Origin of the sequence: Streptomyces fildesensis (assembly GCF_016107395.1) — a bacterium.
Taxonomy (GTDB): Bacteria; Actinomycetota; Actinomycetes; order Streptomycetales; family Streptomycetaceae; genus Actinacidiphila; species Actinacidiphila fildesensis.
Genome location: NZ_JAAIKO010000003.1, coordinates 34,800 through 55,681, shown reverse-complemented (window position 1 = coordinate 55,681; position 20,882 = coordinate 34,800). Strand labels below are relative to the sequence as shown.

The 20,882-nt window shown below is 69.8% G+C and carries 24 protein-coding genes, 1 tRNA gene and 1 pseudogene; 3 read left to right on the top strand and 23 right to left on the bottom strand.

Annotated elements, in window-relative coordinates; genetic code table 11:
• Positions 1-33 precede the first annotated feature (33 nt).
• Positions 34-579 (bottom strand): ATP-binding protein, encoded by a 546-nt coding sequence (locus tag C6N31_RS06125; protein WP_138351095.1) that lies wholly within the window; start codon positions 577-579, stop codon positions 34-36.
• Between the two features lie 143 nt (positions 580-722).
• Entirely contained in the window at positions 723-1,553 is an 831-nt protein-coding gene (locus C6N31_RS06120; protein WP_244809280.1) for a glycerophosphodiester phosphodiesterase, read from the bottom strand.
• Positions 1,554-1,758: 205 nt separating this feature from the next.
• Between C6N31_RS06120 and C6N31_RS06115 the strand changes: the two genes are divergently transcribed.
• A complete protein-coding gene (locus C6N31_RS06115; RefSeq protein WP_269282595.1) occupies positions 1,759-3,534 on the top strand; it encodes a S1C family serine protease in 1,776 nt (591 codons plus the stop codon).
• A gap of 75 nt (positions 3,535-3,609) precedes the next feature.
• Here the strand turns inward: C6N31_RS06115 and C6N31_RS06110 are convergent, their stop codons facing one another.
• The 3 genes from C6N31_RS06110 to C6N31_RS06100 form a co-directional block, all read right to left on the bottom strand.
• Positions 3,610-4,275 carry a response regulator gene (locus tag C6N31_RS06110; RefSeq protein WP_138359515.1) on the bottom strand — a complete coding sequence of 222 codons (666 nt, stop codon included), beginning with the start codon at positions 4,273-4,275 and terminating at the stop codon, positions 3,610-3,612.
• Positions 4,268-5,317 carry a sensor histidine kinase gene (locus tag C6N31_RS06105; RefSeq protein ID WP_138359517.1) on the bottom strand — a complete coding sequence of 350 codons (1,050 nt, stop codon included), beginning with the start codon at positions 5,315-5,317 and terminating at the stop codon, positions 4,268-4,270. The genes C6N31_RS06110 and C6N31_RS06105 overlap by 8 nt, the downstream gene beginning before the upstream one ends.
• A gap of 164 nt (positions 5,318-5,481) precedes the next feature.
• Positions 5,482-6,024: a hypothetical protein gene (locus C6N31_RS06100; protein WP_138359513.1), complete on the bottom strand. Its 543-nt coding sequence runs from the start codon at positions 6,022-6,024 to the stop codon at positions 5,482-5,484.
• Positions 6,025-6,224: 200 nt separating this feature from the next.
• On the opposite strand from C6N31_RS06100, the gene C6N31_RS06095 reads away from it, so the two are divergent.
• A tRNA-Ser gene (locus C6N31_RS06095) sits at positions 6,225-6,311 on the top strand.
• 141 nt (positions 6,312-6,452) lie between these two features.
• Here the strand turns inward: C6N31_RS06095 and C6N31_RS06090 are convergent.
• The 18 genes and pseudogenes from C6N31_RS06090 to C6N31_RS06015 all read right to left on the bottom strand — a co-directional run bounded on the left by C6N31_RS06090 (position 6,453) and on the right by C6N31_RS06015 (position 19,561).
• Positions 6,453-7,880, bottom strand: a complete 1,428-nt coding sequence (locus C6N31_RS06090; protein ID WP_198357225.1) for a tyrosine-type recombinase/integrase — start codon at positions 7,878-7,880, stop codon at positions 6,453-6,455.
• Between the two features lie 57 nt (positions 7,881-7,937).
• The gene (locus C6N31_RS06085) at positions 7,938-8,129 is read right to left on the bottom strand and encodes a helix-turn-helix transcriptional regulator (protein WP_198357224.1); all 192 of its coding nucleotides are present in this window, start codon (positions 8,127-8,129) and stop codon (positions 7,938-7,940) included.
• A 330-nt stretch (positions 8,130-8,459) separates the two neighbouring features.
• On the bottom strand, positions 8,460-10,016 hold the full coding sequence (locus tag C6N31_RS06080; protein ID WP_198357223.1) for a YfjI family protein: 1,557 nt from the start codon (positions 10,014-10,016) through the stop codon (positions 8,460-8,462).
• A gap of 370 nt (positions 10,017-10,386) precedes the next feature.
• Positions 10,387-11,286 (bottom strand): bifunctional DNA primase/polymerase, encoded by a 900-nt coding sequence (locus C6N31_RS06075; RefSeq protein ID WP_198357222.1) that lies wholly within the window; start codon positions 11,284-11,286, stop codon positions 10,387-10,389.
• Between the two features lie 87 nt (positions 11,287-11,373).
• The gene (locus tag C6N31_RS45505; RefSeq protein WP_306664957.1) at positions 11,374-11,532 is read right to left on the bottom strand and encodes a hypothetical protein; all 159 of its coding nucleotides are present in this window, start codon (positions 11,530-11,532) and stop codon (positions 11,374-11,376) included.
• A 23-nt stretch (positions 11,533-11,555) separates the two neighbouring features.
• Positions 11,556-12,185, bottom strand: a complete 630-nt coding sequence (locus C6N31_RS45500) for a chromosomal replication initiator protein DnaA (protein WP_306664956.1) — start codon at positions 12,183-12,185, stop codon at positions 11,556-11,558.
• A pseudogene (locus C6N31_RS45495) lies at positions 12,136-12,513 on the bottom strand (DNA cytosine methyltransferase); the annotation flags it as partial. The pseudogene C6N31_RS45495 and the gene C6N31_RS45500, both read right to left, overlap by 50 nt.
• Before the next feature lie 146 nt (positions 12,514-12,659).
• Complete coding sequence (locus tag C6N31_RS06065) at positions 12,660-13,037, bottom strand: hypothetical protein (RefSeq protein WP_198357220.1); 378 nt, start codon at positions 13,035-13,037, stop codon at positions 12,660-12,662.
• A gap of 5 nt (positions 13,038-13,042) precedes the next feature.
• Positions 13,043-13,657 (bottom strand): hypothetical protein, encoded by a 615-nt coding sequence (locus C6N31_RS06060; RefSeq protein ID WP_198357219.1) that lies wholly within the window; start codon positions 13,655-13,657, stop codon positions 13,043-13,045.
• Positions 13,658-13,680: 23 nt separating this feature from the next.
• Positions 13,681-13,875 (bottom strand): hypothetical protein, encoded by a 195-nt coding sequence (locus tag C6N31_RS06055; protein WP_138356247.1) that lies wholly within the window; start codon positions 13,873-13,875, stop codon positions 13,681-13,683.
• Entirely contained in the window at positions 13,866-14,162 is a 297-nt protein-coding gene (locus C6N31_RS06050) for a hypothetical protein (RefSeq protein WP_138356248.1), read from the bottom strand. The genes C6N31_RS06055 and C6N31_RS06050 overlap by 10 nt, the downstream gene beginning before the upstream one ends.
• Positions 14,163-14,301: 139 nt before the next feature.
• A complete protein-coding gene (locus tag C6N31_RS06045) occupies positions 14,302-16,554 on the bottom strand; it encodes a P-loop NTPase family protein (RefSeq protein ID WP_198357218.1) in 2,253 nt (750 codons plus the stop codon).
• A 100-nt stretch (positions 16,555-16,654) separates the two neighbouring features.
• Positions 16,655-16,927, bottom strand: coding sequence for a hypothetical protein (locus C6N31_RS06040; protein WP_198357217.1), 273 nt, complete (start codon positions 16,925-16,927; stop codon positions 16,655-16,657).
• A 23-nt stretch (positions 16,928-16,950) separates the two neighbouring features.
• Positions 16,951-17,322, bottom strand: coding sequence for an RRQRL motif-containing zinc-binding protein (locus C6N31_RS06035; RefSeq protein ID WP_198357216.1), 372 nt, complete (start codon positions 17,320-17,322; stop codon positions 16,951-16,953).
• Positions 17,322-18,398, bottom strand: a complete 1,077-nt coding sequence (locus C6N31_RS06030; RefSeq protein ID WP_198357215.1) for a DUF2637 domain-containing protein — start codon at positions 18,396-18,398, stop codon at positions 17,322-17,324. Before C6N31_RS06030 ends, C6N31_RS06035 begins: the two co-directional genes overlap by 1 nt.
• Positions 18,382-18,618 (bottom strand): hypothetical protein, encoded by a 237-nt coding sequence (locus C6N31_RS06025; protein WP_198357214.1) that lies wholly within the window; start codon positions 18,616-18,618, stop codon positions 18,382-18,384. Before C6N31_RS06025 ends, C6N31_RS06030 begins: the two co-directional genes overlap by 17 nt.
• Positions 18,615-19,268, bottom strand: a complete 654-nt coding sequence (locus tag C6N31_RS06020; protein WP_198357213.1) for a GGDEF domain-containing protein — start codon at positions 19,266-19,268, stop codon at positions 18,615-18,617. Before C6N31_RS06020 ends, C6N31_RS06025 begins: the two co-directional genes overlap by 4 nt.
• Entirely contained in the window at positions 19,265-19,561 is a 297-nt protein-coding gene (locus tag C6N31_RS06015) for a hypothetical protein (RefSeq protein WP_198357212.1), read from the bottom strand. The genes C6N31_RS06020 and C6N31_RS06015 overlap by 4 nt, the downstream gene beginning before the upstream one ends.
• A gap of 929 nt (positions 19,562-20,490) precedes the next feature.
• On the opposite strand from C6N31_RS06015, the gene C6N31_RS06010 reads away from it, so the two are divergent.
• The gene (locus C6N31_RS06010; protein ID WP_198357211.1) at positions 20,491-20,865 is read left to right on the top strand and encodes a GntR family transcriptional regulator; all 375 of its coding nucleotides are present in this window, start codon (positions 20,491-20,493) and stop codon (positions 20,863-20,865) included.
• Positions 20,866-20,882 lie beyond the last annotated feature (17 nt).

Sequence of the window (20,882 nt, the reverse complement as noted above, 5' to 3'; positions counted from 1 at the left end):
GCCTTGTCCGGGACGGGCTCCGCCCCGGGACCGCTACGGAAGATCGTCGAACGGGTCCGCGAAATCGATGGGGATGTCCAGCCGCGGCACCAGGTCGTCGCGCCGCGCGTGGCGGCTTCTGACCGGCAGCAGGGCCCATACGGTGACCTCGCCGGGCCCGTCCCGCACGCCCCAGCGCAGCGACAGGTTGCTGACGATGCCCAGTCCGCGGCCGCCCCGTGCGGTGAGCGACGGGCTGGCCGGCAGCGGGCGGGTCGGGCCGCCGCCGTCGGTCACTTCCACGCTGAGCAGGCCGTCGTCACCGATCCGCCACGCGGCGCGGATGCCGCAGGGGTCGGCCGCGTCGTCCGCCTCGCCGGGTCGTTCGTCCGGGCCGTCGCAGAGGGGACGCGCGTGCCGGTAGGAGTTGCTCAGCAACTCCGACAGGATCAGCACCGCGTCGTCCACCACCGGCTCCGGCACCTCGTGCGCACACAGCTCACTACGGAGCCTGCGCCGTGCCTCCGCCACGCCCATCGGACCATGCGACAGGGCCATGGTCGAGGACGTCGGCACCTCTTGGGCCACCACCAACGCCACCCCCGAGACCTCCTTCACCCCACGCCACGGGATGAATGCCCCCTTGGACTGGACCGGAAACAAGCCAACTGCGATCTATTGGGGCACTCACATCGGTCGAACACGGTCCGAACGCGCCGGTGCACTCCCCGTAATACCGTTATTTACCGCCCCAATTGGGACAGCACCAGCTTCGGCCGATTGGTGATGATCGCATCGACCCCGAGCCGCACACACAGGTCGACGTCCGCCGGCTCGTTCACCGTCCACACATGGACCCGGTGCCCGGCCCGGTGCAGCCGTGCGACGTACCCCGGATTCGCCCGCAGGATCCGCATGCTCGGACCGGCGATGCGCACCCCGGCGGGCAGCCTGCCGTCGCGGTGCCGCGGCGAGACGTACTGCATCAGATAGACGGTCGGCAGCGCCGGCGCCGCCGTGTGCACGCGGCGCAGCGAACGGGACGAGAAGCTCATGACGCGCACCGCGGAGCGCTCCCCCGGCGGCGGCGCGTCGAGGCCGAAGCGGCGCAGCAGTTCCAGCAGCCGCTCCTCGACCTGGCCGGCCCAGCGGGTGGGGTGCTTGGTCTCGATCGCCAGCTCGACCCGCCGTTCGGTGTCCGCCACCAGTTCCAGCAGCCGCTCCAGGGTCAGCACGCTGCTGCGCTCGTCGTCGGTGGTGTCCGGGGCCTCACCGTCGGTGTGCTGCCCCTTCCACGAACCGAAGTCGAGCGTGGCGAGGTCGGCCAGCTCCATCGACGAGACGGCGCCGCGGCCGTTGGACGTACGGTTCACGCGCCAGTCGTGGACACAGACCAGTTCGCCGTCGGCCGTCAGCCGGATGTCGCATTCCAGGGCGTCGGCACCGTCCTCGATGGCCCTGCGGTAGGCCGCGAGCGTATGTTCGGGTACGTCCTCGGACGCCCCTCGGTGGGCGACGACCTGGATCGGGTTCCCGTCCGGGAACGCATCCCGGACCGCATGCGCAGAAGTCACCGGGCTATGGTGCCATCGCTGCGCGTCGCGGTGGAAAGCAGACCGCCCGCGCCTGGGCACCGCCACACCCCCGGCTCCATACGCGGGCCATAATCCCCGACTCCATACGCGGGCCATACACAGCTACCGCTTACGGCGGTCCGACACCCAGTGGGAAATGCTGTGTCCAGTCCGACACCCGCGCTCTGACCATAGGAGAACCGCTGTGAGCACCGAGAACGAGGCCGGCCAGGTCCCGGCTGCGCCCGAGTCCGGCGCGGAGTCGGTCGCGCCGGAGCGCGGCGAGCTCTCGAAGGCGCCCCTCCCGGCCGAACCCGCCGCTCCCGCCGCCCCGCCCGCGCCTCCGGCCGAGCCGCCGACCGCCGTCCTGCCGGTGGTGCCGCCGGCCCCGGCCGAGGTCCCCGCGCCCGCCGCGCCGGTGGCCGACGACCTGCCCGCACCGGTGCCGGCCTCCGTGTCGCACGGGGATCCCACGCCGCCCGCGGCGTACAGCGAGCCCGACACGTCGTACCGCGAGCCCGTCCCGTCCTACGGGGAGACCGCCGCGCCCGCGTCGTACCGCGAGGTCGCCGCGTCCTACACCGAGGCCGCCGCGTCCTACAGCGAGCCCGCCGCGGACCCGTACGCCACGCCTGCCGCGGACCCGTACGCCACGCCCGCCGCCGTGCTGACCGCGGCGCCCGGCCAGTCGCAGCCCGACCCGTCGCAGGCGCACGCCCAGCAGCCGTACCCGGGCGCCCCGCAGACGGCGCAGTTCCCGCAGTACGCCGGTGCCGTCCCGCAGCCCGGCCAGCCGGGCGGTCCCGGCGGCCCGGTGTGGGGCACTCACGTCCCCGTACCGCCGCCCGGTGAGCGCAAGCCGCGCGGCATGGGTTCGATGGTCGCCGCCGTGCTGGTGGCCGCGCTGGTCGCCGGTGGTGTCGGCGGTGGCGTCGGCTACTGGGCCGCACGGCACGAGGACAACTCCAACTCCACCACCGTCAGCTCGTCCTCGGACCCGAAGGTCCTGGACCGCGCGCCGAACTCCGTGGCCGGCATCGCCGCGAAGGCGCTGCCGAGCGTCGTGACGATCGAGGCGTCGGGCGGCAGCGAGAGCGGCACCGGCACCGGCTTCGTCTTCGACAAGCAGGGCCACATCCTCACCAACAACCACGTGGTGGCCCCGGCCGCCGACGGCGGCAAGCTGACCGCGACGTTCTCCAACGGCAAGAAGTACGACGCCGAGGTCGTGGGCCGAGCCCAGGGCTACGACGTCGCCGTCATCAAGCTGAAGAACGCCGGCGACGCCAAGCTCGACCCGATCCCGCTCGGCGACTCCGACAGCACCAAGGTCGGCGACGCCACCATCGCCATCGGTGCCCCCTTCGGCCTCTCCGGCACCGTCACCACCGGCATCGTCAGCGCCATGCACCGTCCGGTCGCGTCCAGCGACGGCCAGGGCGCCAGTGCCTCGTACATGAGCGCCATCCAGACCGACGCCTCGATCAACCCCGGCAACTCCGGCGGCCCGCTGCTGAACGCCAACGGCGCGGTGATAGGCATCAACTCGGCCATCCAGTCCGCCGGTGGCAGCGGCGACGGCCAGACGCAGGCCGGCAGCGTCGGCCTCGGCTTCGCCATCCCGATCAACCAGGCCAAGCGCGTCGCCACCAACCTCATCGCGACCGGCCAGCCCGTCTACCCGGTGATCGGCGTCTCCCTCGACACCCAGTACCGCGGCGAGGGCGCCAAGGTCACCGAGAACGGCAACAGCGGCAACCCGGCGATCGTCCCCGGCGGCCCCGGTGACAAGGCGGGCCTGAAGGCCGGCGACATCATCACCAAGTTCGACGACACCGTCATCGACAGCGGCCAGACCCTGATCGGCGCCATCTGGCAGCGCCAGCCCGGCGACAAGGTCACCATCACCTACACCCGCGGCGGCAAGACCTCCACCGCCACCCTCACCCTCGGCAAGCGCGACGGGGACGAGAAGAACTGACCCTGGCGGTCAGGAACGACAGGAGGTGAGGTGCCGGGCGACCCGGCACCTCACCTCCTGTCGTTTCCCGTGCGCTCAGGCGAGTCCCCCCGCGATGGCGCGGCGCACGGCGTCGGCCCGGTCGCGGATGCCCGCCTTGGCGAACAGGTTGTTGATGTGGGTCTTGACGGTGGCCTCGCTGATGAACAGATTCTCGGCGATGGCCCGGTTCGGCAGGCCCTGGCCGATGAGGGTGAGCACCTCGCGCTCGCGGCGGGTGAGGTCCGCCGGCAGCGGCTGCTCCGGCGCGGGCGGCTGGGTGCGAACGGAGGCGAGGAGCCGGTTCTGGACCTCGCGGTCGAGCACGGACTGGCCGGCGGCCGCCGCCCGGATGGCCCGGACGATGTCCTGGCGACCGGCGTTCTTGGTCAGATAGCCGCGGGCTCCGGCGCTCAGCGCGGCCAGGATCGAGTCGTCGTCGGCGAAGGTGGTCAGCACGACGACGGCCACCTCGGGGTGGTCCTCGGTCAGCCGGCGGGTCGTCTCGATGCCGTCCATGCGCGGCATGCGCAGATCCATCAGCACCACGTCGACCGGCCCGGCGGCGACCGCGGTCAGCACCTCGGTGCCGTCCGCCGCAGCAGCGACGACGTCGATGTCCTCGGCCAGCGCGAGGACCGCGGCCAGCGGTTCCCGGACGGCGGCCTGGTCGTCGGCGACGACCACCCTCAACGGCTGGTGTTCCTCGGTCCGTTCACTCATACGGGATCACTGCCTCCACCTGCCAGCCGCCCTGGTCCGGTCCCTCGGTGACCGGCCCCGCGGTGATGGTGCCACCCAACAGGGCGACGCGTTCGCGCATTCCGATCAGTCCCATGCCGCTGCCGGCGCTCACGGGCGCCGTACGGGTGGCGGGCCGGTTCCGGATCCGCAGCTCCGTCGAGACGGCGAACGCCAGCTCCACCGCGACCTCCCCGCCGGGCGCGTGCCGGGCCGCGTTGGTCAGCGACTCCTGGGCGATTCGCAGCAGGTTCTGGCCCACCTGGGCCGGCACCTCCCGCTCGGTCCCGGTGACGGTGAGGGCGTCGTGGTGCCCGGACGATGCGAGCATCGCGGTCAGGCTCTCCAGCAGCGGCAACGCGTCCTCGCGCAGGGCATGCACGGTCCACTGCGCCTGTTTCAGGCTCTCCTTGACGAGGCTGTGCGCCTTGTCGTTGGCCTCCCGGACCTTCGCCAGGTCACCGGTGTCGAGCAGCGCGTCGGCCAGCTCCAGCTGCATGTTGATCCCGGCCAGCGAGTGCGCCAGGACGTCGTGCACGTCGCGGGCGATGCGGCTGCGCTCGGTCAGCACGGCGGTCCTGGCCTCGGCCCGGGCAGCACGCTCGGCGGACTCCGCCGCCTCGAGCACCGCCTGGAGCGCCCGCTGCCGGCCGCGGCGGACGATACCGGGCAGGACCGGGATGCCGGTGGCCAGGCCGACGGTCCAGGGCAGGACGTGGTAGCCCGGACCGAGGCGGAAGTAGAGGGCGCCGGCGCACAACAGGCTGCACAGCAGCGCGAGAACGAGGGCCGGCCGGGCCTCGAGGCGGTAGCCGATGTGGCCGGCCAGGAAGAAGGCGAAGAGGTAACCCGATCCGCTGCTGCTGACGCCGATCAGCGCGGCCGCCGCGATGATGCCGAACGTCAGCCAGTACAGGGCGAAGCGCGGCGGCACGTCGGTCTCGGGCAGCGTCCGGGCCAGCAGCACCGCGCAGTTGATCACGAAGAGGACGGCGACCGCCAGGCCGCGCCCGCTGAAACCCATGGGCCGGATCGTCACGACTCCGGCGACGATGACCCCGACGGCCACCAGCCAGAGCCCCCAGGGGTCCCGCGCGGGAAACGGCCGGCGGGCCGGCGCCTGGTGGGGCGCCGACCCGGGGCCGGGGGCGTTGTCGGGTATGGGCACGGCGTGACGATAGCCCACGGTCAGGCGGCGCGTTCGAGGGTGGACCTGCCGCGGTTCATGGTCCGGGCCGGCTTCAGGTGGGCCGTGATCCGGCTCCGTATGAAGATCGTGGCGAGGCGGGTGACCACCTCGGTCAGTGCCATCAGGACGAACGCCGCGACCCAGGCCTGGTCGCTGGTGATGTGGTGGGTGATGCTGAACCGGGCCACGTCGTCGGATCCGCCGTGACTGACCCACAGCTGGAAGCCCATCCGGGCTCCCATGCCGAGCACCCACAGAGCCGCCGAGACCAGACCGGCCTTGATCAGGAGGTGCCCGCCCACAGAACGGATCCGGGTGTAGACCCCGCCGGCGATGCCGAGGACGGCGCCCGCGCCCACGAGGGCGCCGATCAGCACCAGGTCGTTGCCCGCGGTGGGGATCGAGTCGAGGTACGTGTAGGCCACGAAGCTCACGATCCCCAGCGGAATCAGGAAGGACCGGAGGTCCAGGCGGCCTTCCCGCAGCTGCCGGAAGACGACGAGGACGAGGGCGATGTCGGTGATCCACTCGGTTGTTGTCATGCCCCAAGCCTGCTGCCGCACGGCTTTTCGCACCTGGACCCATGGGTGGAACCACGGGTGGAGATTCACCGGACGGGCCCGTCGGCGGGTGCTCCGACCGCCCTTTCGGGGAGCGAGCGGGCCAGGTGCCGGCCACCGGCCCTCCCGGAGCGCGTCAGACGCTAGGCTGTAGCCGCTCCACCGCAGGTGGGCGGGGCACGGGAGGATTGCCCGAGCGGCCTAAGGGAACGGTCTTGAAAACCGTCGTGGCAGCGATGTCACCGTGAGTTCGAATCTCACATCCTCCGCCCAGGTCAGAAGGACGCAGGTCAGATGGGGTGTCTCTCTCTGAGAGGCACCCCATCTGTGCTGAGGCTGTCTCACCTCGTTCCGCCCGTATCCCACCTCTGACCAGTGCGTACGGGCCATACGCGGGCCAGTTTGACCGGCTACTCTCCGTGTTCCATGGGTTCTCTGGCCTCTTGGAGTGAGCGCGAGATGCGAGCGTTGTCGTGCTCCTGGCGGCCCTTGATGACCTTCGCGTAGAAGCGGAACAGTACGGTGACGCTGTGGCCGGCGCGACGGGCCACTTCCACCGGATCCACGCCCGCTTCGATCCAGAGCGAGACGCCGGCCTGCCGTGCCGAGTAGGGGACTTCAGCGAGGGGACTCGCGAACTCATGCGGGGTGAGCACCATCTCCCTGGCGACCCGCCACAGATCCGTGTACTCGGTCGAGCGAACGCGTCCACCTTCGACGGCTCGGAAGAGCCGTCCGTCAGCCGCAGTGCCGTATTTCTTCAGGTGCTCCCGCAGCAGGCGAACCAATTCGGGCGGAATCGGTACCGAGCGAGTGGCCTTGCGAGCGCGGTGCTTCAGGCCACGTTTTTCGTATGACAGCCCGTCGTCGGTCCATCCGGAACCCACTTCCGGGCGGCTTTCGCCTAGGATCAATTCCCCCCACGCCTCGGCATCCGCGGCGTCCGGAAGAGCACACGCTTCACGTCCGAGTGCCGCAGCCTCGGAAGGGCGCATAGCCGCGTAGTACAGGCACCCGAAGAACGCCTTCAGATGCTCGCCCCGTTCACGTTGCTCACCAACAGCATTGATGAGCTTGCGGGCCAATGCGGCGCCGGGGACGTAGCGGAAGTCAACTTCATCATCGGTCTCCGGCGGTTCCCAGTCGATCCGTGTGAGGGGATTGACTGGCAGTAGGTCACATTCCACGGCGTACCGGAGAGCATTGCTGAAGACCGTGTACTTCCGGCGGGTGGTGTTGAGAGCGGCCGTCGTTCCATCCTTCTTCCGGGCCAGTGCGTCCAGCGCGGCTCGTACGGTGGTTGACCTGCCCAGTTCGCTGACCTGCATGGAATGCTCAGCGATCCATACCAGCGCGGCGGCCACATCGTCCGGCGGCGGCTCCATGGTGGATCTGGGCTTGAGGACGGCATCGGATCCGTCGCGGATGAAGCGGAACGCCCACGCGTACAAAGCGATTCGGAGAACGTCACGGTGGGGTGCGCCTTTGGTGTCCCGGACGAGTACGGGCGTGAGCGTGGCCAAGGTCTCTGCGATGCTCGCGCGGTGTTTGGCCGAAGCATTGGGCCATTTCATCAGGGCGTATGCGCAAGCATGCGCATACCAGGTAGGTGAATTCAGCGCGCGCAGCTCTGACTCGGGGAGTCCGGTCTCTAGGTCGAATTGCTCGCGACGCCGAAGCGCTTCGAGCAATTGGGACTGCCGTCCCTCGGCTTGGGTCTTCAGTCGATAGCTCTGCGAGTGCTCGCGCTTCTCCACTCTCCAGCGCAGCTCGTACGGCTTGCGGCGGCCCGCCCGCTGACGAATCGACCACACTTCCACTTCGTAACTCAGGCTCATGGGGCTCCCAATGCAAAGGGCCCGACGCTCGGCGTCGGGCCCTTCCGTGTTGATGGATCAGTGGCAGATCTCTTCGCAGGCGCTCAGCCATGCGTCGAGGTCGCGGCGGCGGACGCGAATCTGTCCGTTCGGCAGCTTCATGGTTTTGGGCGCCTTGCCCCGCGCGCGCATCCGGTAGAACGCGGCACGGGAGATGCCGATCTCGGTCAGGACTTCGGGGAGCTTGAGGTTCGGGCAGGTGGTCGCCACGGTGGCACTCCTTGCTGTCCGGGCGGGGTGGTGCCGCAGAAACCGCAGAATCCGCAGAAATACGCGACGGGTGGGCTGACCTGCGGCGATGGTGTTTCGTCGGCGGGCGGTCGGTGAGCCGCAGAAACCCGTGGAAGTCCCGCAGAAATAACCGGGTGGGTGCCGTGTCGGAGTGGATGCCCCAACGGCAGGGTGGTGGGCCCGGGTATTTCTGCGGGGGTTTCCGGGGTTTCTGCGGCGGCGCCCGCTGTGGCGCGTGTTGGTGCGTGTGTGCAGGTCAGGGGTGGTGCGGGGTATTTCTGCGTATTCTGCGGTTTCTGCGGCGGCGGGTCAGGCTTCGGGGTCGGTCAGGTGCGGGTGGACGGTGTAGCGGGGGGAGGGCGGTCGGCCGCGGCCGGTGGTGCGTGGGGCGGCTTGGACGCGTACGTAGCCGTGGTCTTCCAGTACGTTCAGGGCCGCGTCCAGGTCGGTGACCGCGGGGAACTCGGCGCGGCTGACCTTGGCGAACAGGTCGCGTTTGCTGACTTCGGGCCAGTGGTTGGCGCGTAGCAGGTCCAGGACGGTGCGGGCGCGGTCGGCGGCTTCGTTGGCGCCCATGCGGTCGAATACCGCGAGCGCGTGGCCGGCGAAGTAGTCGGCGAGGGTGATGGCGGCCTTCATGGTGTCTGCGGTGACGGGTTGGTTGTGGCCGCGGTCGAGGTGTTCGGCCAGGTGGAGGAGTCCGGCGATGCGGACGGCGGCGCCGGGGAGTTTGGATGCCCAGTCGGAGATGTGCCCCAAAGACCCGCCGCGGGCGGCGAGTTTGGGCTCCAAGCGCTCCTGGAAGCCCTGTAGGACCGTGTCGGCGTCCGGGGTGAGCTGAAGTAGGGCGGGGTCGGTCCAGCCCGCCAGGGACAGCGTGAGCGTGACGACGTTGCGCTCGTACGCGTCCGCAACCGCTTCGGTCACCGGCTCGGGCAGGGTCTTGCGCTGCCCGAGCAGGGATTCCGGCAGGGAGTACAGGAACCTGCCGAGCAGTCCGCGGCCCTTGGCCCCTTTGATCTTGGCCATGCCGTCCAGGACGGCCGGTTGCACCGACAGGCCCATGGTGAGCGCGGGGTGGTCGATGTACTCCTTGCGGGTCTGCCGGTTGACCCGCAGCCGGTCTCCCGCGTGCCCGGCGAGGAAGGGGCCCATGTTGGGGGCGCCGGAGTAGCGTCCGGCGATGATGTCGAAGATCTCGCCTTCCGCGGACATCAGCGAGATGCGTCCGCCTTGATCGGCCATCAACGACGTGATGGTTTCCGCGGTGGCGTCGTCGGCGAGCAATTGGGGTTCGGGCGGGATGGAGAGGGATTCGGCGGCCTGAGCCATACCGACCGCTTCGGCGATCAATTGATCGCGCCCTGTGCCGGATGCTGCGGCGGCCTTGCGGGTGGCTTTGTCCGCAGCGTCCTCGGCGAGTTTCGCGGTCAGGGTGGCTTCGATGATCGCGGGCATGGCCTGGGCTTTGAGCTGCTTTTCCGCTTCGTAGAGCGGGTCGCTCATCGCGGCGAACACGGCGGACTTGCGGTTACCGGGGGGTAGCGCGCACACGGTGAACAGGTTCGTGGGCTCGCGCCAGCGCCCCCGGACGTGCACCACGGACCGGCCGCCCGCGGCGGTGGCCAGCACGGCCAGTGCGACGCACCCGGCCAGGTCTACGGGGGTCTGTGTTTCCTCGGCCACGGCGGCGGTGAAGTCCCGCAGCCATGCGGGGAAGGCCATGACGGGGAAGTCGGGGAGTTGGCGGCGCCGTTTGAGCGGTAGCGGGTCTTCCCACGGCGCGTCGGTCGGCACGGTGTCGGGTGCGTCCACGGCGGGGAATGCGGCCCACAGGTCGGCGTCGTCCACAGGTTGAGTGGTCATGCGGCCTGCCTCCCTTCGACGGGGTTGCGGAGCGGGCATTGGGTGCGGCGCGCGACGTGCTGTTCCACCAGGCGCAAGACGCTTCGCCGGTCGCGGGCGCGGCGCTCGAAGCCGCACGCGCACCACGCGTGCGCGGATACCGGGGCCGTCCAGGGCTTGGGGGCCACGATGTGGATCCACCCGACCACCCACGCGGGCCCGGCGGGGGTGGTCGGGTCAGGGCAGACAGGCTTGAAAGGACGGCCTGCGGCCGGCGACTTTCGGGCAACCACCGCCCGGCCGGCGGTGGGCTTGGCAGGGGACGCGTCCGGGCCGCCGGTGAGGCTCAGTTGTTGGCTCTTAATTGCTTCGGATTCCGCGCCGGTGGCCGTCATGCGGCCCGTCCCGAGTTGCGGGCGATAGACCAGTTCAGGGCCTGCGTGACCGTGGCCCTGCACTCGCGCTCCGACAGCCCGGCCGCCAAACCGGCGCAATTAAGAGCCTGCTCCACTTCGGCGCGGTCGAGATCACCGGAGGCGACGAACCGGCCCATTGCACGGGCGGCGCGGGTGAGCTTGTCGTTCCGCTCACCCACCACGGCGCCCCGCACCGCGGCTTCCTCGTTGCGCAGCCCCACCGCGGCGTAGGAGGAGGCGTCGCGCGCTACCCGGACCGTGGGAGTGTGCCGGGCGGCCGATGTGGGGGTGAGTGCTTCCTGAAGCCATGCGGGCAGTGGTGCTACCGGCAGGTCGTCCAGGACGGTGTACGCCCCGGCCCGGGTGGCGCTGCCGGCGGCGACGACGTACCCGCCCCACGCCCGAGTGTCGATCTTCTTGCCCAAATGGTCGCGGGTGTTGTGCAGCCGCACCGCGTGCGGGGCGGTGAAGTACAGGTGCTGGCCACCGCTCGCAGTCCGCACCCGGTAGGTGGCGGGCACGGCCTGTCCGGCGCGCTCGCAGAGCGCTGCAAAGGTCGTCACGCCGCACGGCGTGCCCTTCGGGTCCTTCGCCTTGGGCATGTCCAGATCGACCACGACCAGCCCGGCCGGGCCGGTCGCAATCCCGATGTTGAACGGGCGCACCGCCCACGCGGCCCGAAGGCGCCCGGTGTCGGTGGTGGCCTGCTGTTCCCACTTGCGGTGCCCGGCCGCACACGGGCCGGACCCGGTACAGGAAGTCTCGCCATGCAGGGCGGGGGGCTTGTCGCCGACGCGCAGGGGGAAGACGGGCCAGCCCCGTTCAGAGGCTTGAAGGGCTGCCGTCAGGAATGGATTGGGGGGTTGATGGGTCATGCTGGGGGTTCTCCTGTTTCTTCGAAGGGACGGAGAAACCGGGGCGGTCGCGGTCTTTGGCGAGAGGCGACCGCCCCGGGCATGTGTTCAGGCGACGTCGGACAGAGCGTCACCATGGGCGGGTTGGAGCAAGGAGCGCAGGGCGTGGGTGGCCTGTTGCGGTACCACCCCGTTGCCCAGCGCTTTGAGTTGAGCGGTGCGCGACAGTGCGGGCACGTCGGTGACGTGACCGGCGGGCAGGCCCATGAGCCATTCGACGAATACGGGGTTCAGGCGTCCCAGAGCGTTGGTTGGAGCGGGTGCGGACCGCCCGCTGAGGTGTTCCCAGCGAGTGATGGCGGGGCCGTAGGCGCCCCAATCCGGTGCGCCGCCGACGGGAGCGTCAGATCCCCCTTGGAACCCCGCTGGTTCGGGCCGCCCTTGTCCCCGTCCGACGCGCGTGGCGTCGGCAGCAGCGCCCCCTTCAGGGTCGGATTGCCCCGCCCGTAGGTGGTGCTGGTCCGGTCCGCGTCGGCTGCCGCGGGTGTCGGCAGTAGCGAGCACACTTCCGCTGCCAGGCTCAGGCCGTGCGTCCCGGCTTCCTGCGAGGGGCTGCGTTTGGTCTGCCGGTTCTCGTTGGCCGACGCCCGTGGGGTGGGAAGCAGCGAGACGACGTGTCGCAGGTTCATCCCGCCCTGTGCCGCGTGCCCTGCTCCGGTCGCCTCCGACGTCGAGGGCGTCGGGAGCAGGGATACCGCGGTGGGAAGCTGTCCGCTCTGCCCGCCACCGCGCCAGTCCCGGGCGGCCGGTGTCGGCAGGCCAGGCGAGGACGAATAGCCGGTTGCGCTGGTGGGCGGCGCCGACATCGGACGCGCGAACAGTGCACCACCGCGCATCGAACCCGAGCGCGGCAAGGTCACCGAGGACGGCATCGAATCCGAGAGAAAGGTGCCCTGCGACGTTTTCAAAGACCGCGAGCTGGGGTCGTAGAACGCCAAGGGCGGTGGCGATGTGGGGCCAGATGTGGCGGGCATCGGCTGTTCCCTTCCTGCGGCCGGCGGTACTGAACGGCTGGCACGGATACCCGCCCAGCACGATGTCGACGGGTTCCACGTCCGTCCAGCGGACGGACGTGATGTCGCCCAGGTTCGGGACGCTCGGGTGATGGTGGGCGAGGACCTTCGCGGCGCCCGGGTCGTTGTCGGCGACCCACGCGAGGTCACCGCCGAACACGGATCGGACGGCCATGTCCAGACCGCCGTAACCGGTACACAACGAACCCAGCCGCAAGGCGGTGGGAGGGCTCATGCCGGGGGTTCTCCTGTTTCTTCGAAGGGACGGAGAAACCGGGGCGGTCGCGATCCTTTGGCGAGAGGCGACCGCCCCGGGCACATTCAGGTGACGGGCGGGCCGTCGGAGTAGGCGGCGTACTGCTGCCGGACGTAGCGGCGTGGTCCGCCACCCCGAATCCAGTCGTTCATTTGCCCGTACAGCGTCCGCAGCACTTCGTCCTGCGGATGGTCGCCGGAGGTCTTGACTTCCCCGTTGTCCAGGTCGAAGAGGGCTTGTGCGGCGTCGGCGGCCACATCGGCGGCGTCGGTGTCGTCGGGGGTGGCCAGGGCGATGCGGTCCAGCAGCGCGGCTTTGCGGAGCTGCAACTCCCGCTCCCGTTCGGGGGTGTAGGAGATCCGCAGTGCCGCTACGAGGTGCAGGACGGTGTTGATCTCGCGGATGATCGGCGGGGCATCGGCGTACTCCTCAGGCGACAACATGCGGGTCACCACTTCCTGTCGGGGTCGTCGTCGGATGCGGTCAGTTCGGGCAGCCCGGCGCGGTCGAGTGCGGCGGGGTCGAAGCCCGGCAGGGCGGCGCGGGCGGTGAGGGCTGCGGCCAGCGCGGTGGCGTAGGCGCCCCCGGCCTGCGCGCTTTCGACCTGCGCCCGTGCGCGGATGACCTCGACTGTTTCGATGTGCCGGTGGTCCTCGTGGCGTTCGGTGGTGCGGCGGTCGTAGGCGAGGGTTTCGCGGCGGTCGGTGCGCCAGTACCGGGCTGCCAGCGTGTAGGCCAGGACGGTGGCGATCGTCCAGAGCGGCAGGGGGAGCGGCAGGCCGTCCGCGTAGGCGGCGACTCCGGCGAATGCCAGGGTTCCGGCGGCGGTGAACGCCATGGCGGTCGCGGTGCCGTCGCCGTTGTACCCGGAAGCCGAGTACCCGCCGGCGATGGCCGCGCCGGTGGCGAGGATTCCCATCAGCCACGCGTCGCCGGTGCTGTGTTCGGCGCCGTTGGCGTTCCAGATGCGGGCCAGGATCAGCACGGTGGACGTGGCGATGGCCGGGGCTGCCTTCGGTGCCGCGTCGGTGAGCCAGTGCCGGGCGGTGGTCTGTTCATTCACGGCGTGGTGCTCCGTTCCGGTGGTCAGGGGCGCATGTGGCCGATGGTCTGGGCGGTGGAGGCGATGCCGTGGTTGATGGGTCCGGATGCGCCGGTGGAGGCGAGCAGGAACCCGAACATCACGGCGACGAAGCAGGCGCCGGCCTTGAGAGAGCCGAACTTGAGCAGCAGGGCAAGGAAGGCTCCGAACAGCAGGACGAGGGAGACGGTCACAGCCACGGGCGGGACTCCGTTCGGGGGGTGGCGGTCGGGGTGGGTCGGGTGCCGCGTTCGTAGGTGCGGCGCCACAGGTTCCACAGGTGGCGTCCGCGGCGTATGCGAATGCCGTGGCCGTCGCAGCGCCGGCAGTGCTTGCCGCGCTTGGGCTTGCCGTTGCGCTTGTGCGTGAGTTGGAAGCCCAACCCGTCGCACTTGTGGCAGCGACCGAAGGGCTGTGCGGCACACACAGCGATATAACACAGTGTGACGATGGCGAGGAAGGTGCTAGCAAGCAGTGGGAGGGTCATGAAGGGGCTCCAGGGCCGGTTTTCGGGGTTTTCGCAGGTCAGTCGCTAGGTGCTAGGTCCCTGCTCAGATGGCGAATGGGTTGCTAGCGAGGTTGCTAGGTCTAGCGAGGGGGCTTGCTAGACCTAGCAACCCTTCGGGCTACTTCTCGGCCCGTTCCTTGTTGCGCTGAGTAATCGCGTCGATGATGTGCTGACGCTCGATCCCGCGCCGGTTGGCGTCCTTACCGGCCTCGGTCTGGCCCCACACTTGGCCGGTGGTGATGCCGAACGGCTTCAGCGCGGTCGCCAGTTGGTCAGCCTTCGCGCGGCCCTTGAGCGCCTTCCAGTCCCCGTACGCGTCGGGGTTCAGCTCAGCGAGGCGGTCCACCACCACTTCGGACCACACCTTGGCCTCCGAGCGACCCAGCACGGCCGCCACCTCGTCCAAGATGGCGTCCGCCCGGCGCGTGGCCCGCTCCTCGCCCGCGGCATCTCCGGTCAGGGTGCCTTCGGCTTCGCGCAGGGCTGCGGCGCGGGTCAGGATCGACTCGGCGTCGCGGCCGTCCGCGAGGTAGGTGCGCACGATCCCGGCGTCGTCGGACATGCCCTTGAGCAGGCCCACACCCTTGTGGGACTTCAGCAGCCGGGACGCGTCCAGCCCTTCGCCGTAGGAACCGGCACCCAGCACCACTTCGGAGACCTGGTAGGAACCGACCCGCAGGCAGAAGCGCGCTTGGTGCTGGTCACGGAGCTTGGACGGGCACGCGGTGTCATCCGGCTTCTGCGTCGAAAGCATCACCGACACCCCGACCGCCGGGGCGACACGGGCGAGGTAGACCAGCAGATCCAGGATGACGTTGCCGTAGACGGGGTGCTGCAAGTACTCCTGCACCTCATCGACCACCACCAAAGTGAGCGGCATGTTCAGCTTCCGGTCCCGGGAGATTTCCGGGGTGAGCTTGCCCTCGGGGCAGATGTGCAACGGCAGCTCCGACAAGCGGTGGTACCGGTCCTCCACATCCCCCTTCAGCTCCTCCAACGCGCGCACCAGCAGCTCGACCGGGTCCAGGCCGTTGCGCGGCACGATCCCGAAGCCGATCCGGTGCGCGACCAGGGAGAACTTGCGCCAGTCCGGAGAGGCTTTCCCGTCGAACACGATCAGCCGCACGAACGGATCGAGCGCCGCGGCCAGCGCGATGGTGCGAGCGGAGAACGTCTTGCCCTGCCGCGGAACGGCACCGACCAGCAGCGACAGCCACAACACCGTGGCCATGACCGGGTTGCCGCGCTCATCGACACCCCACGGGAACGGCTTCCAGAAGTCCACCCGCGTCGCCCCCAACAGCGGGGAACGCCCGGCCGGCACCGCCAGCGGGTCGCGGTCGGCGATCCACATCGACACCCGCCGCTCCGAGGACACATCCGGGTCGAGAAAGAGTTGCGTGGTGGCGATGTCGATCCCGGACGCGAGCGCCTTGCGCTTGCCCAACGCGTCGTTGAAGGACTTGCCGTAGGGCAGGTCGACGATGACGCGCCACCCGTCCCCGTCCCGGCCGATGGGCCGCGGGAACGCGATCCCCTGATCCTTGACGGTCAGCCCGGCCGCGGTGAACGCGCGGGTGATGATGTCGGACGACAGCTTCCGCTTGCGGAACGTGACCTTCGCCCGGTCGATCAGCGGCCGGTCCGCCGGCGCACCCGACACCCCCAACGTGGTCGTCATCGTCGCCACGGCCAGGGCCAGCAACCATGCGGGCGCCATCACCCAGAGTACGAGCGCCCCGGTCAGACCGACGATTCCCGTGAGACTGGCGAGGATGCCGCGCAGGCGAACCCGCGCATCGCGCTGCCGGGACAACTTCAGGTACTCGCCCGCGTCCTCGGCAGCAACCGCGGCCAGGCGCAGGTTCTTGCCTTCGGCGTCGAACACCCAGTGCCCGGCGGCCGTCGACCACCGCCAGGCCCCGCGCGGGGCGTAGGCGAGGAGCTTGGGTGTGTAGATGCACGGCAGGCGCCACGCGTGGTACCCGGCCATGGTCGAGTAGTGCCGCACCGCCCAACGGCGCACCGCCGTGCGCTGGTCAGGCAGCTTCACCCAGTCCGGGAAGACCGGCTGTCGCGCTTTGTCGTGGGCCTGCATCCACTCGGCGATCGAGGGCGGATACACGGCCTTAGGCGGGTCAACCGGGTCACCCTCCGACACCTCCCCCTCGTCGTCGGGGGTCTCGTCGGGAAGGTCTGCCTGCCACTCCCCGGGCTTGATCTCCTCCGGCACGGGCGGCGCCGGGGCGGTGGCCGTCTTCCGGAGCGGGAACGGTAGTACCGAAGCCGAGTCGGTGAGGGTGTCGGTGTCGTCCGGCTGCGGGCCGTCCGGCTTTCCTCGCGGCTGGTCAAAGTCGTGGGTCTCAGACACGGTGGTGGTGCTCCTCATGGTGGGAGTGGAAGGGGGTCCGGACGGCGCTTTGGTCGCCGACCGTCCGGACCCCCGCTTGGCGAAGCAGTGCCTGCGCAGCTCAGATATCGGTGAGCGCGGCGGTCGGGATCTCGTAGATGTCGGTCACGAACTCGGCGTTGGACCACCGGCCCGGGCCGAAGTGGACGTACGCGAGGTGGACGCTGTTTCCGTCCCGGTCGGTCGTCTCGTAGACGAGGACGGTTGCGGCACCGCGCCGACCCCGGCGGATGCACTGGCGGGCGGTATCGACCGTCATCCGCTCGGGACGCCAGTGCCCCGTTCGGCTGCTGCCCGTGTAGCGGACCAGGGAATTGAAGGTGACGGGACGCATGGTGATGCTCCTTCGAGGTGGGGTCAGGCGGCGCGCTGTTCCTCGGGATAAGCGCAGGCCACGCAGGCACCGAGCGACGTGGGGATGACGTGTCCGGCATCCGTGTGGCAGTGCGGGCACGTGCGCCGGGCGGTGTTGGCCGCGGCGAGAGCGGCCCACTTGGCCGGCGTCATGGGCCGGACCGGTAGGGCCCGGTCGATGCGGTACAGGTACGCGACGCGGATGCCGCGGCCGTAGCGGCGCGATGCCCACATCACCTGCGCGCAGATGCCCTGCCCGCCGGGCCGCAGCCCGGTCGCGCGCAGTTGGCGGCGGGTCGCCAGGCCGTCAGGGGCGAGACGGAACGGGTAGGTGGGGATGCCGAACCGGACCCCGTCCGGGTCGTAGAAGCGCATCAGGGCGCGTGAACGAGGACGCGCTCAGCCTTGAGCGCATCGCGCACCACCCGCGCTTTGGCCGGCGCGGTCCGCAGCTCTTTGCGGATCGCTTCGGCGGTCAACTCGGCGTCCGACCATCCCGCGGTGGCTTCCCGGGCTTCGGTCAGGAGTTGATCGGGGGTGCGGGTCGGTCGGGGGTTGCGGGCCGCTGCGGGGACTCGACCGGTCGCCCGACGCTTGGACTGCGCGGCGGCCATAGTCGGCTGCACCGTGACGGGTTCGATCGGGTCGGCGGTCGGGTGCGGGTCGGCTGCTTCGAGCGCCGGATAGGACGGCTGCGGTGTGTCGGCTTCCGGGGTCGATACCGGCAGGTCAGACATCGACTGATTTCCGATTGTTACCGCGTATTCCTCCTGGTTTGCGTCGGAGGTGGTTGGGGCGGGGGTGAGTTCGCCGAACTTCAGCAGGACCCTCGATCGGCGGGAAGTCTTGTACCGCCACAGCAGCCCGTGTTCCTCGCGCAGATCGGCCCGCGCCAACAACCGGTCCCGCTCCAGATCGAGCGCCACGGCGTAGGAGGTGATCTCCCACAACGTCATCCGGCGCCACAGCGCGAACGTCGACGGGAAGGCCAGCAGCCAACGCGAGCGGCGGATCTTCTCCATCCGCCGACCGGTCACCGCACCGATCCGGGCCGCGTAGACGTGCGCGGCGACCTCGGACAGTGCCACCCACAGCAGCGGCATAGTGCCGTGCGCGATCTTCGCCGACAGGGAGTGTCCGGCGGCGATGTTGAGCCAGCAGGTCACGCCGGTCAGGAACCACGGCACGAACCGCACCCACGCAAGCGGCATGTCCATACGGATCAGCAGCAGATTCACGATGGAGAACACCGGAATCGCGGTGTCGATGCCGATCGGGAGCATCTGCGGAGGGGTGAAACCCCACCGCACCGCGGCGGCCGTCACCGTGCCGAACGACACGGCGAACCCGGTCCCCCCGACCCCGACCCCCAACACGATGGCCCCCACGAGCAGGGCCCGTTCGAAGCGGGACAGCGACGGCAACCGGAGCGGCTCAGGAACGGTCGTCATGGCCAGCCCCCTCGATGTCCTCAGGGCCGCACATGCACTCATCCTCGGTGGCGCCCTGCCCGATGGAGCAGGCGCAGCAGATCCCGAACCACCCCATGACCTCGCCCGGTGCCATCGTGCACCGGTCGCACTCGCCGTTGTCCGCGGTCCAGTCGTCGTCCTCGGTCGTCCCGGAGTAGGCGTAGTCGTAGTCGAAATCGTCGTAGTCGAAGGCGGTCACTGGGCACCTCCTGTGCGGGTCAGGTGGGTTCCTCGGCGGCCGGCGCGGCGGCCGTTGACCGTGGCGGCCGGGGCGGTGTCATCGGCGATTTGCCAGCCACCGCCAGCCTGCTTCGCGGCGTACATCGCCTCATCGGCCCGGCGCAGCAGCGCCGACAGGTCGGCGGTTTCCGTGCGGGTGTCGATGGCCACGGCGCCGATGGAGGCGCCCACGGTCAACCGGTGGCCCTCGAAGTCGATCGGCTCACGCAGACAGCGCAGCAGTTCACCGAGCATCCACAGCAGCCCAGCGCGACTGTGGATAACGTTGACGGCCGCGAACTCATCCCCACCTAAGCGGCCGATGACGGGACCGTTGATCTGCCCCCAGAGGGTGAGGCGCTGCCCCACCGTGCGCAGGACCGCGTCCCCCGCGGCGTGGCCGTGGGTGTCGTTGATCTCCTTGAACCGGTCCAGGTCCAGGACGTAGACCGCGCTGCGGCCACCGGTCAGGGCCCGGCCGGCCCGGGCGGTGAACGCGTCCCGGTTGAACAGGCCCGTCAGCGGGTCCCGGCGGGTGGCTTCGATCCGGTGGTACAGCCGCAGCCCATGGACGGACCATCCGGCCGCGAGCGGCAGAGCAGCGGCCAAAGCGGCCATCGCTTGACTCATGCCGCTTCCACCGCCCGGGATACCTGGGCGGTGTGGGTGCGAGAGGAATTCAGGAAATGCACGGTGTGGGTGAGCGCCTCGGCGTACAGCGCGTCCCACCCGGCGATCTCGTCGCCGGCCTCGCCCTGAGCGATGAGGTCCGCGAGGATGTCGCGGGCCGCAGCCTCACGCGCCGCCCGCTCTTCGCCGTTCTCGTCCGGCTCACCGAGGAACAGGGCCCGGTCGATACCGAGTGCCAGCTCTTCGAACTCTTCGCTGCCTACTACCTGCTGATTGCCGATGTACGAACGCATGGCGGAACTCCAGTAGACGAAGGGACGGAGAAACCGGGGGGCCGCGATCTTTGGCGAGAGGCGACCGCCCCGGGGTGAAGCCGAACCGGCTCCCTGCCACCCCGCCCGTACAAGACGGACTGGACGGGCGGGGGAGGCAACCGGCCGCAACGCCGTAGCGCTGCGGAAAGGCTGTTCAGCCGCGCGGGAGCGCCGGACATGAGGCCCGGCACCACCGCCGCAGCGGGTCGTTCAGCGAAGCGGTCGGCGCCGGCGCGGCGGATTGCCGCAGCGGCGCCCGTGTATGTCGTTGGAACACAACAACTCCCAGGTGGACGGAGCAGAGGTCGTGAGCGCGGTCCGCAGCACGGATGCGCTGCGGAGAGGCTGGGGTGCGCTATACGTCACCCGACGTGCCATCGGGTGACCGCCTACTTGGCCGGGGAGAGGCGGTGTGATCCCCATACGTGTCCGGCTGCCGCGGGTCGTCGCGCCCGTCTGCCCTTGCGGGTACGGGTGGCATCGCTCGCCCGGCCGGGCTGTTCCGGTATCACCCTGAAACAACCACCAACCACGTTCTCGGAGCGTTCCGGCCGCTCCGAATGCCGTTCTGATCTGCCCTGCTCACCCCGGGCCCGTCCTAGCGGGCCCGCCGGCTCAACCGCTGTCACCTCCCGGATCACCTCCGGGGTCGTCACCAGCGAGACGCAACAGATCTTCGATTTTCAAGCAACAAGCACTGCCTTCGAGCCCTCAACAAGCGGCCTCCGGGTGCCGTGCAGGTACTGCCACACCGCCGGTACAGGCGGGCACTGAGCAGCTAAAGCAGCTCCCTATCTGCCGGGATCAACTCCGTGCTGTTACGTGCCAGCATGTACCAGCACGAAGGGTTGCGCAAGATGTAGTGAGGAGAGACGTGCTAGGACGTGCTGGCCAGTACGCTCGAAGCTGTGACGATCGCTGAAGACGACCCCAGACAGCCCTTCCAGCAAGCCGCCGACACCCTCCGGCAGGAGATCCGCGGCGGTGGTATCAAGCCCGGTCAGAGGCTTGGATCCGTACGCCAGCTGGCCGACCGCTTCCAGATCTCCCCCACGACGGTTCAGCGCGCTCTCGCAGTGCTGCGGGATGAGGGCCTGCTCAAGACCACCAGCCGCGGGAACTTCGCCCGGGATGAGGAGAGTGCTTCGAAGGCGGCCGAAGGTGGGTTGGCCGGCGGGACACTCACGGACGTTCTGCGGGAGCTTTCGGATCTCCGTAGCCGCGTGGAACGACTGGAGTCCGCTCGCAGCGGGGACAGCGAGCCCGACGAGGGCTCGCAGTAGACGACTTCGCTCGATGT

Excerpts from the sequence above, each read along its gene's own strand:
- C6N31_RS06110 (WP_138359515.1), bottom strand. The coding sequence starts at position 4,275 with ATGAGTGAACGGACCGAGGAACACCAGCCGTTGAGGGTGGTCGTCGCC.
- C6N31_RS06105 (WP_138359517.1), bottom strand. The coding sequence starts at position 5,317 with ATGGGTTTCAGCGGGCGCGGCCTGGCGGTCGCCGTCCTCTTCGTGATC.
- C6N31_RS06100 (WP_138359513.1), bottom strand. The coding sequence starts at position 6,024 with ATGACAACAACCGAGTGGATCACCGACATCGCCCTCGTCCTCGTCGTC.
- C6N31_RS06090 (WP_198357225.1), bottom strand. The coding sequence starts at position 7,880 with ATGAGCCTGAGTTACGAAGTGGAAGTGTGGTCGATTCGTCAGCGGGCG.
- C6N31_RS06080 (WP_198357223.1), bottom strand. The coding sequence starts at position 10,016 with ATGACCACTCAACCTGTGGACGACGCCGACCTGTGGGCCGCATTCCCC.
- C6N31_RS06075 (WP_198357222.1), bottom strand. The coding sequence starts at position 11,286 with ATGACCCATCAACCCCCCAATCCATTCCTGACGGCAGCCCTTCAAGCC.
- C6N31_RS45505 (WP_306664957.1), bottom strand. The coding sequence starts at position 11,532 with ATGGGCCTGCCCGCCGGTCACGTCACCGACGTGCCCGCACTGTCGCGC.
- C6N31_RS06065 (WP_198357220.1), bottom strand. The coding sequence starts at position 13,037 with ATGTTGTCGCCTGAGGAGTACGCCGATGCCCCGCCGATCATCCGCGAG.
- C6N31_RS06050 (WP_138356248.1), bottom strand. The coding sequence starts at position 14,162 with ATGACCCTCCCACTGCTTGCTAGCACCTTCCTCGCCATCGTCACACTG.
- C6N31_RS06040 (WP_198357217.1), bottom strand. The coding sequence starts at position 16,927 with ATGCGTCCCGTCACCTTCAATTCCCTGGTCCGCTACACGGGCAGCAGC.
- C6N31_RS06035 (WP_198357216.1), bottom strand. The coding sequence starts at position 17,322 with ATGCGCTTCTACGACCCGGACGGGGTCCGGTTCGGCATCCCCACCTAC.
- C6N31_RS06030 (WP_198357215.1), bottom strand. The coding sequence starts at position 18,398 with ATGACGACCGTTCCTGAGCCGCTCCGGTTGCCGTCGCTGTCCCGCTTC.
- C6N31_RS06020 (WP_198357213.1), bottom strand. The coding sequence starts at position 19,268 with ATGAGTCAAGCGATGGCCGCTTTGGCCGCTGCTCTGCCGCTCGCGGCC.
- C6N31_RS06015 (WP_198357212.1), bottom strand. The coding sequence starts at position 19,561 with ATGCGTTCGTACATCGGCAATCAGCAGGTAGTAGGCAGCGAAGAGTTC.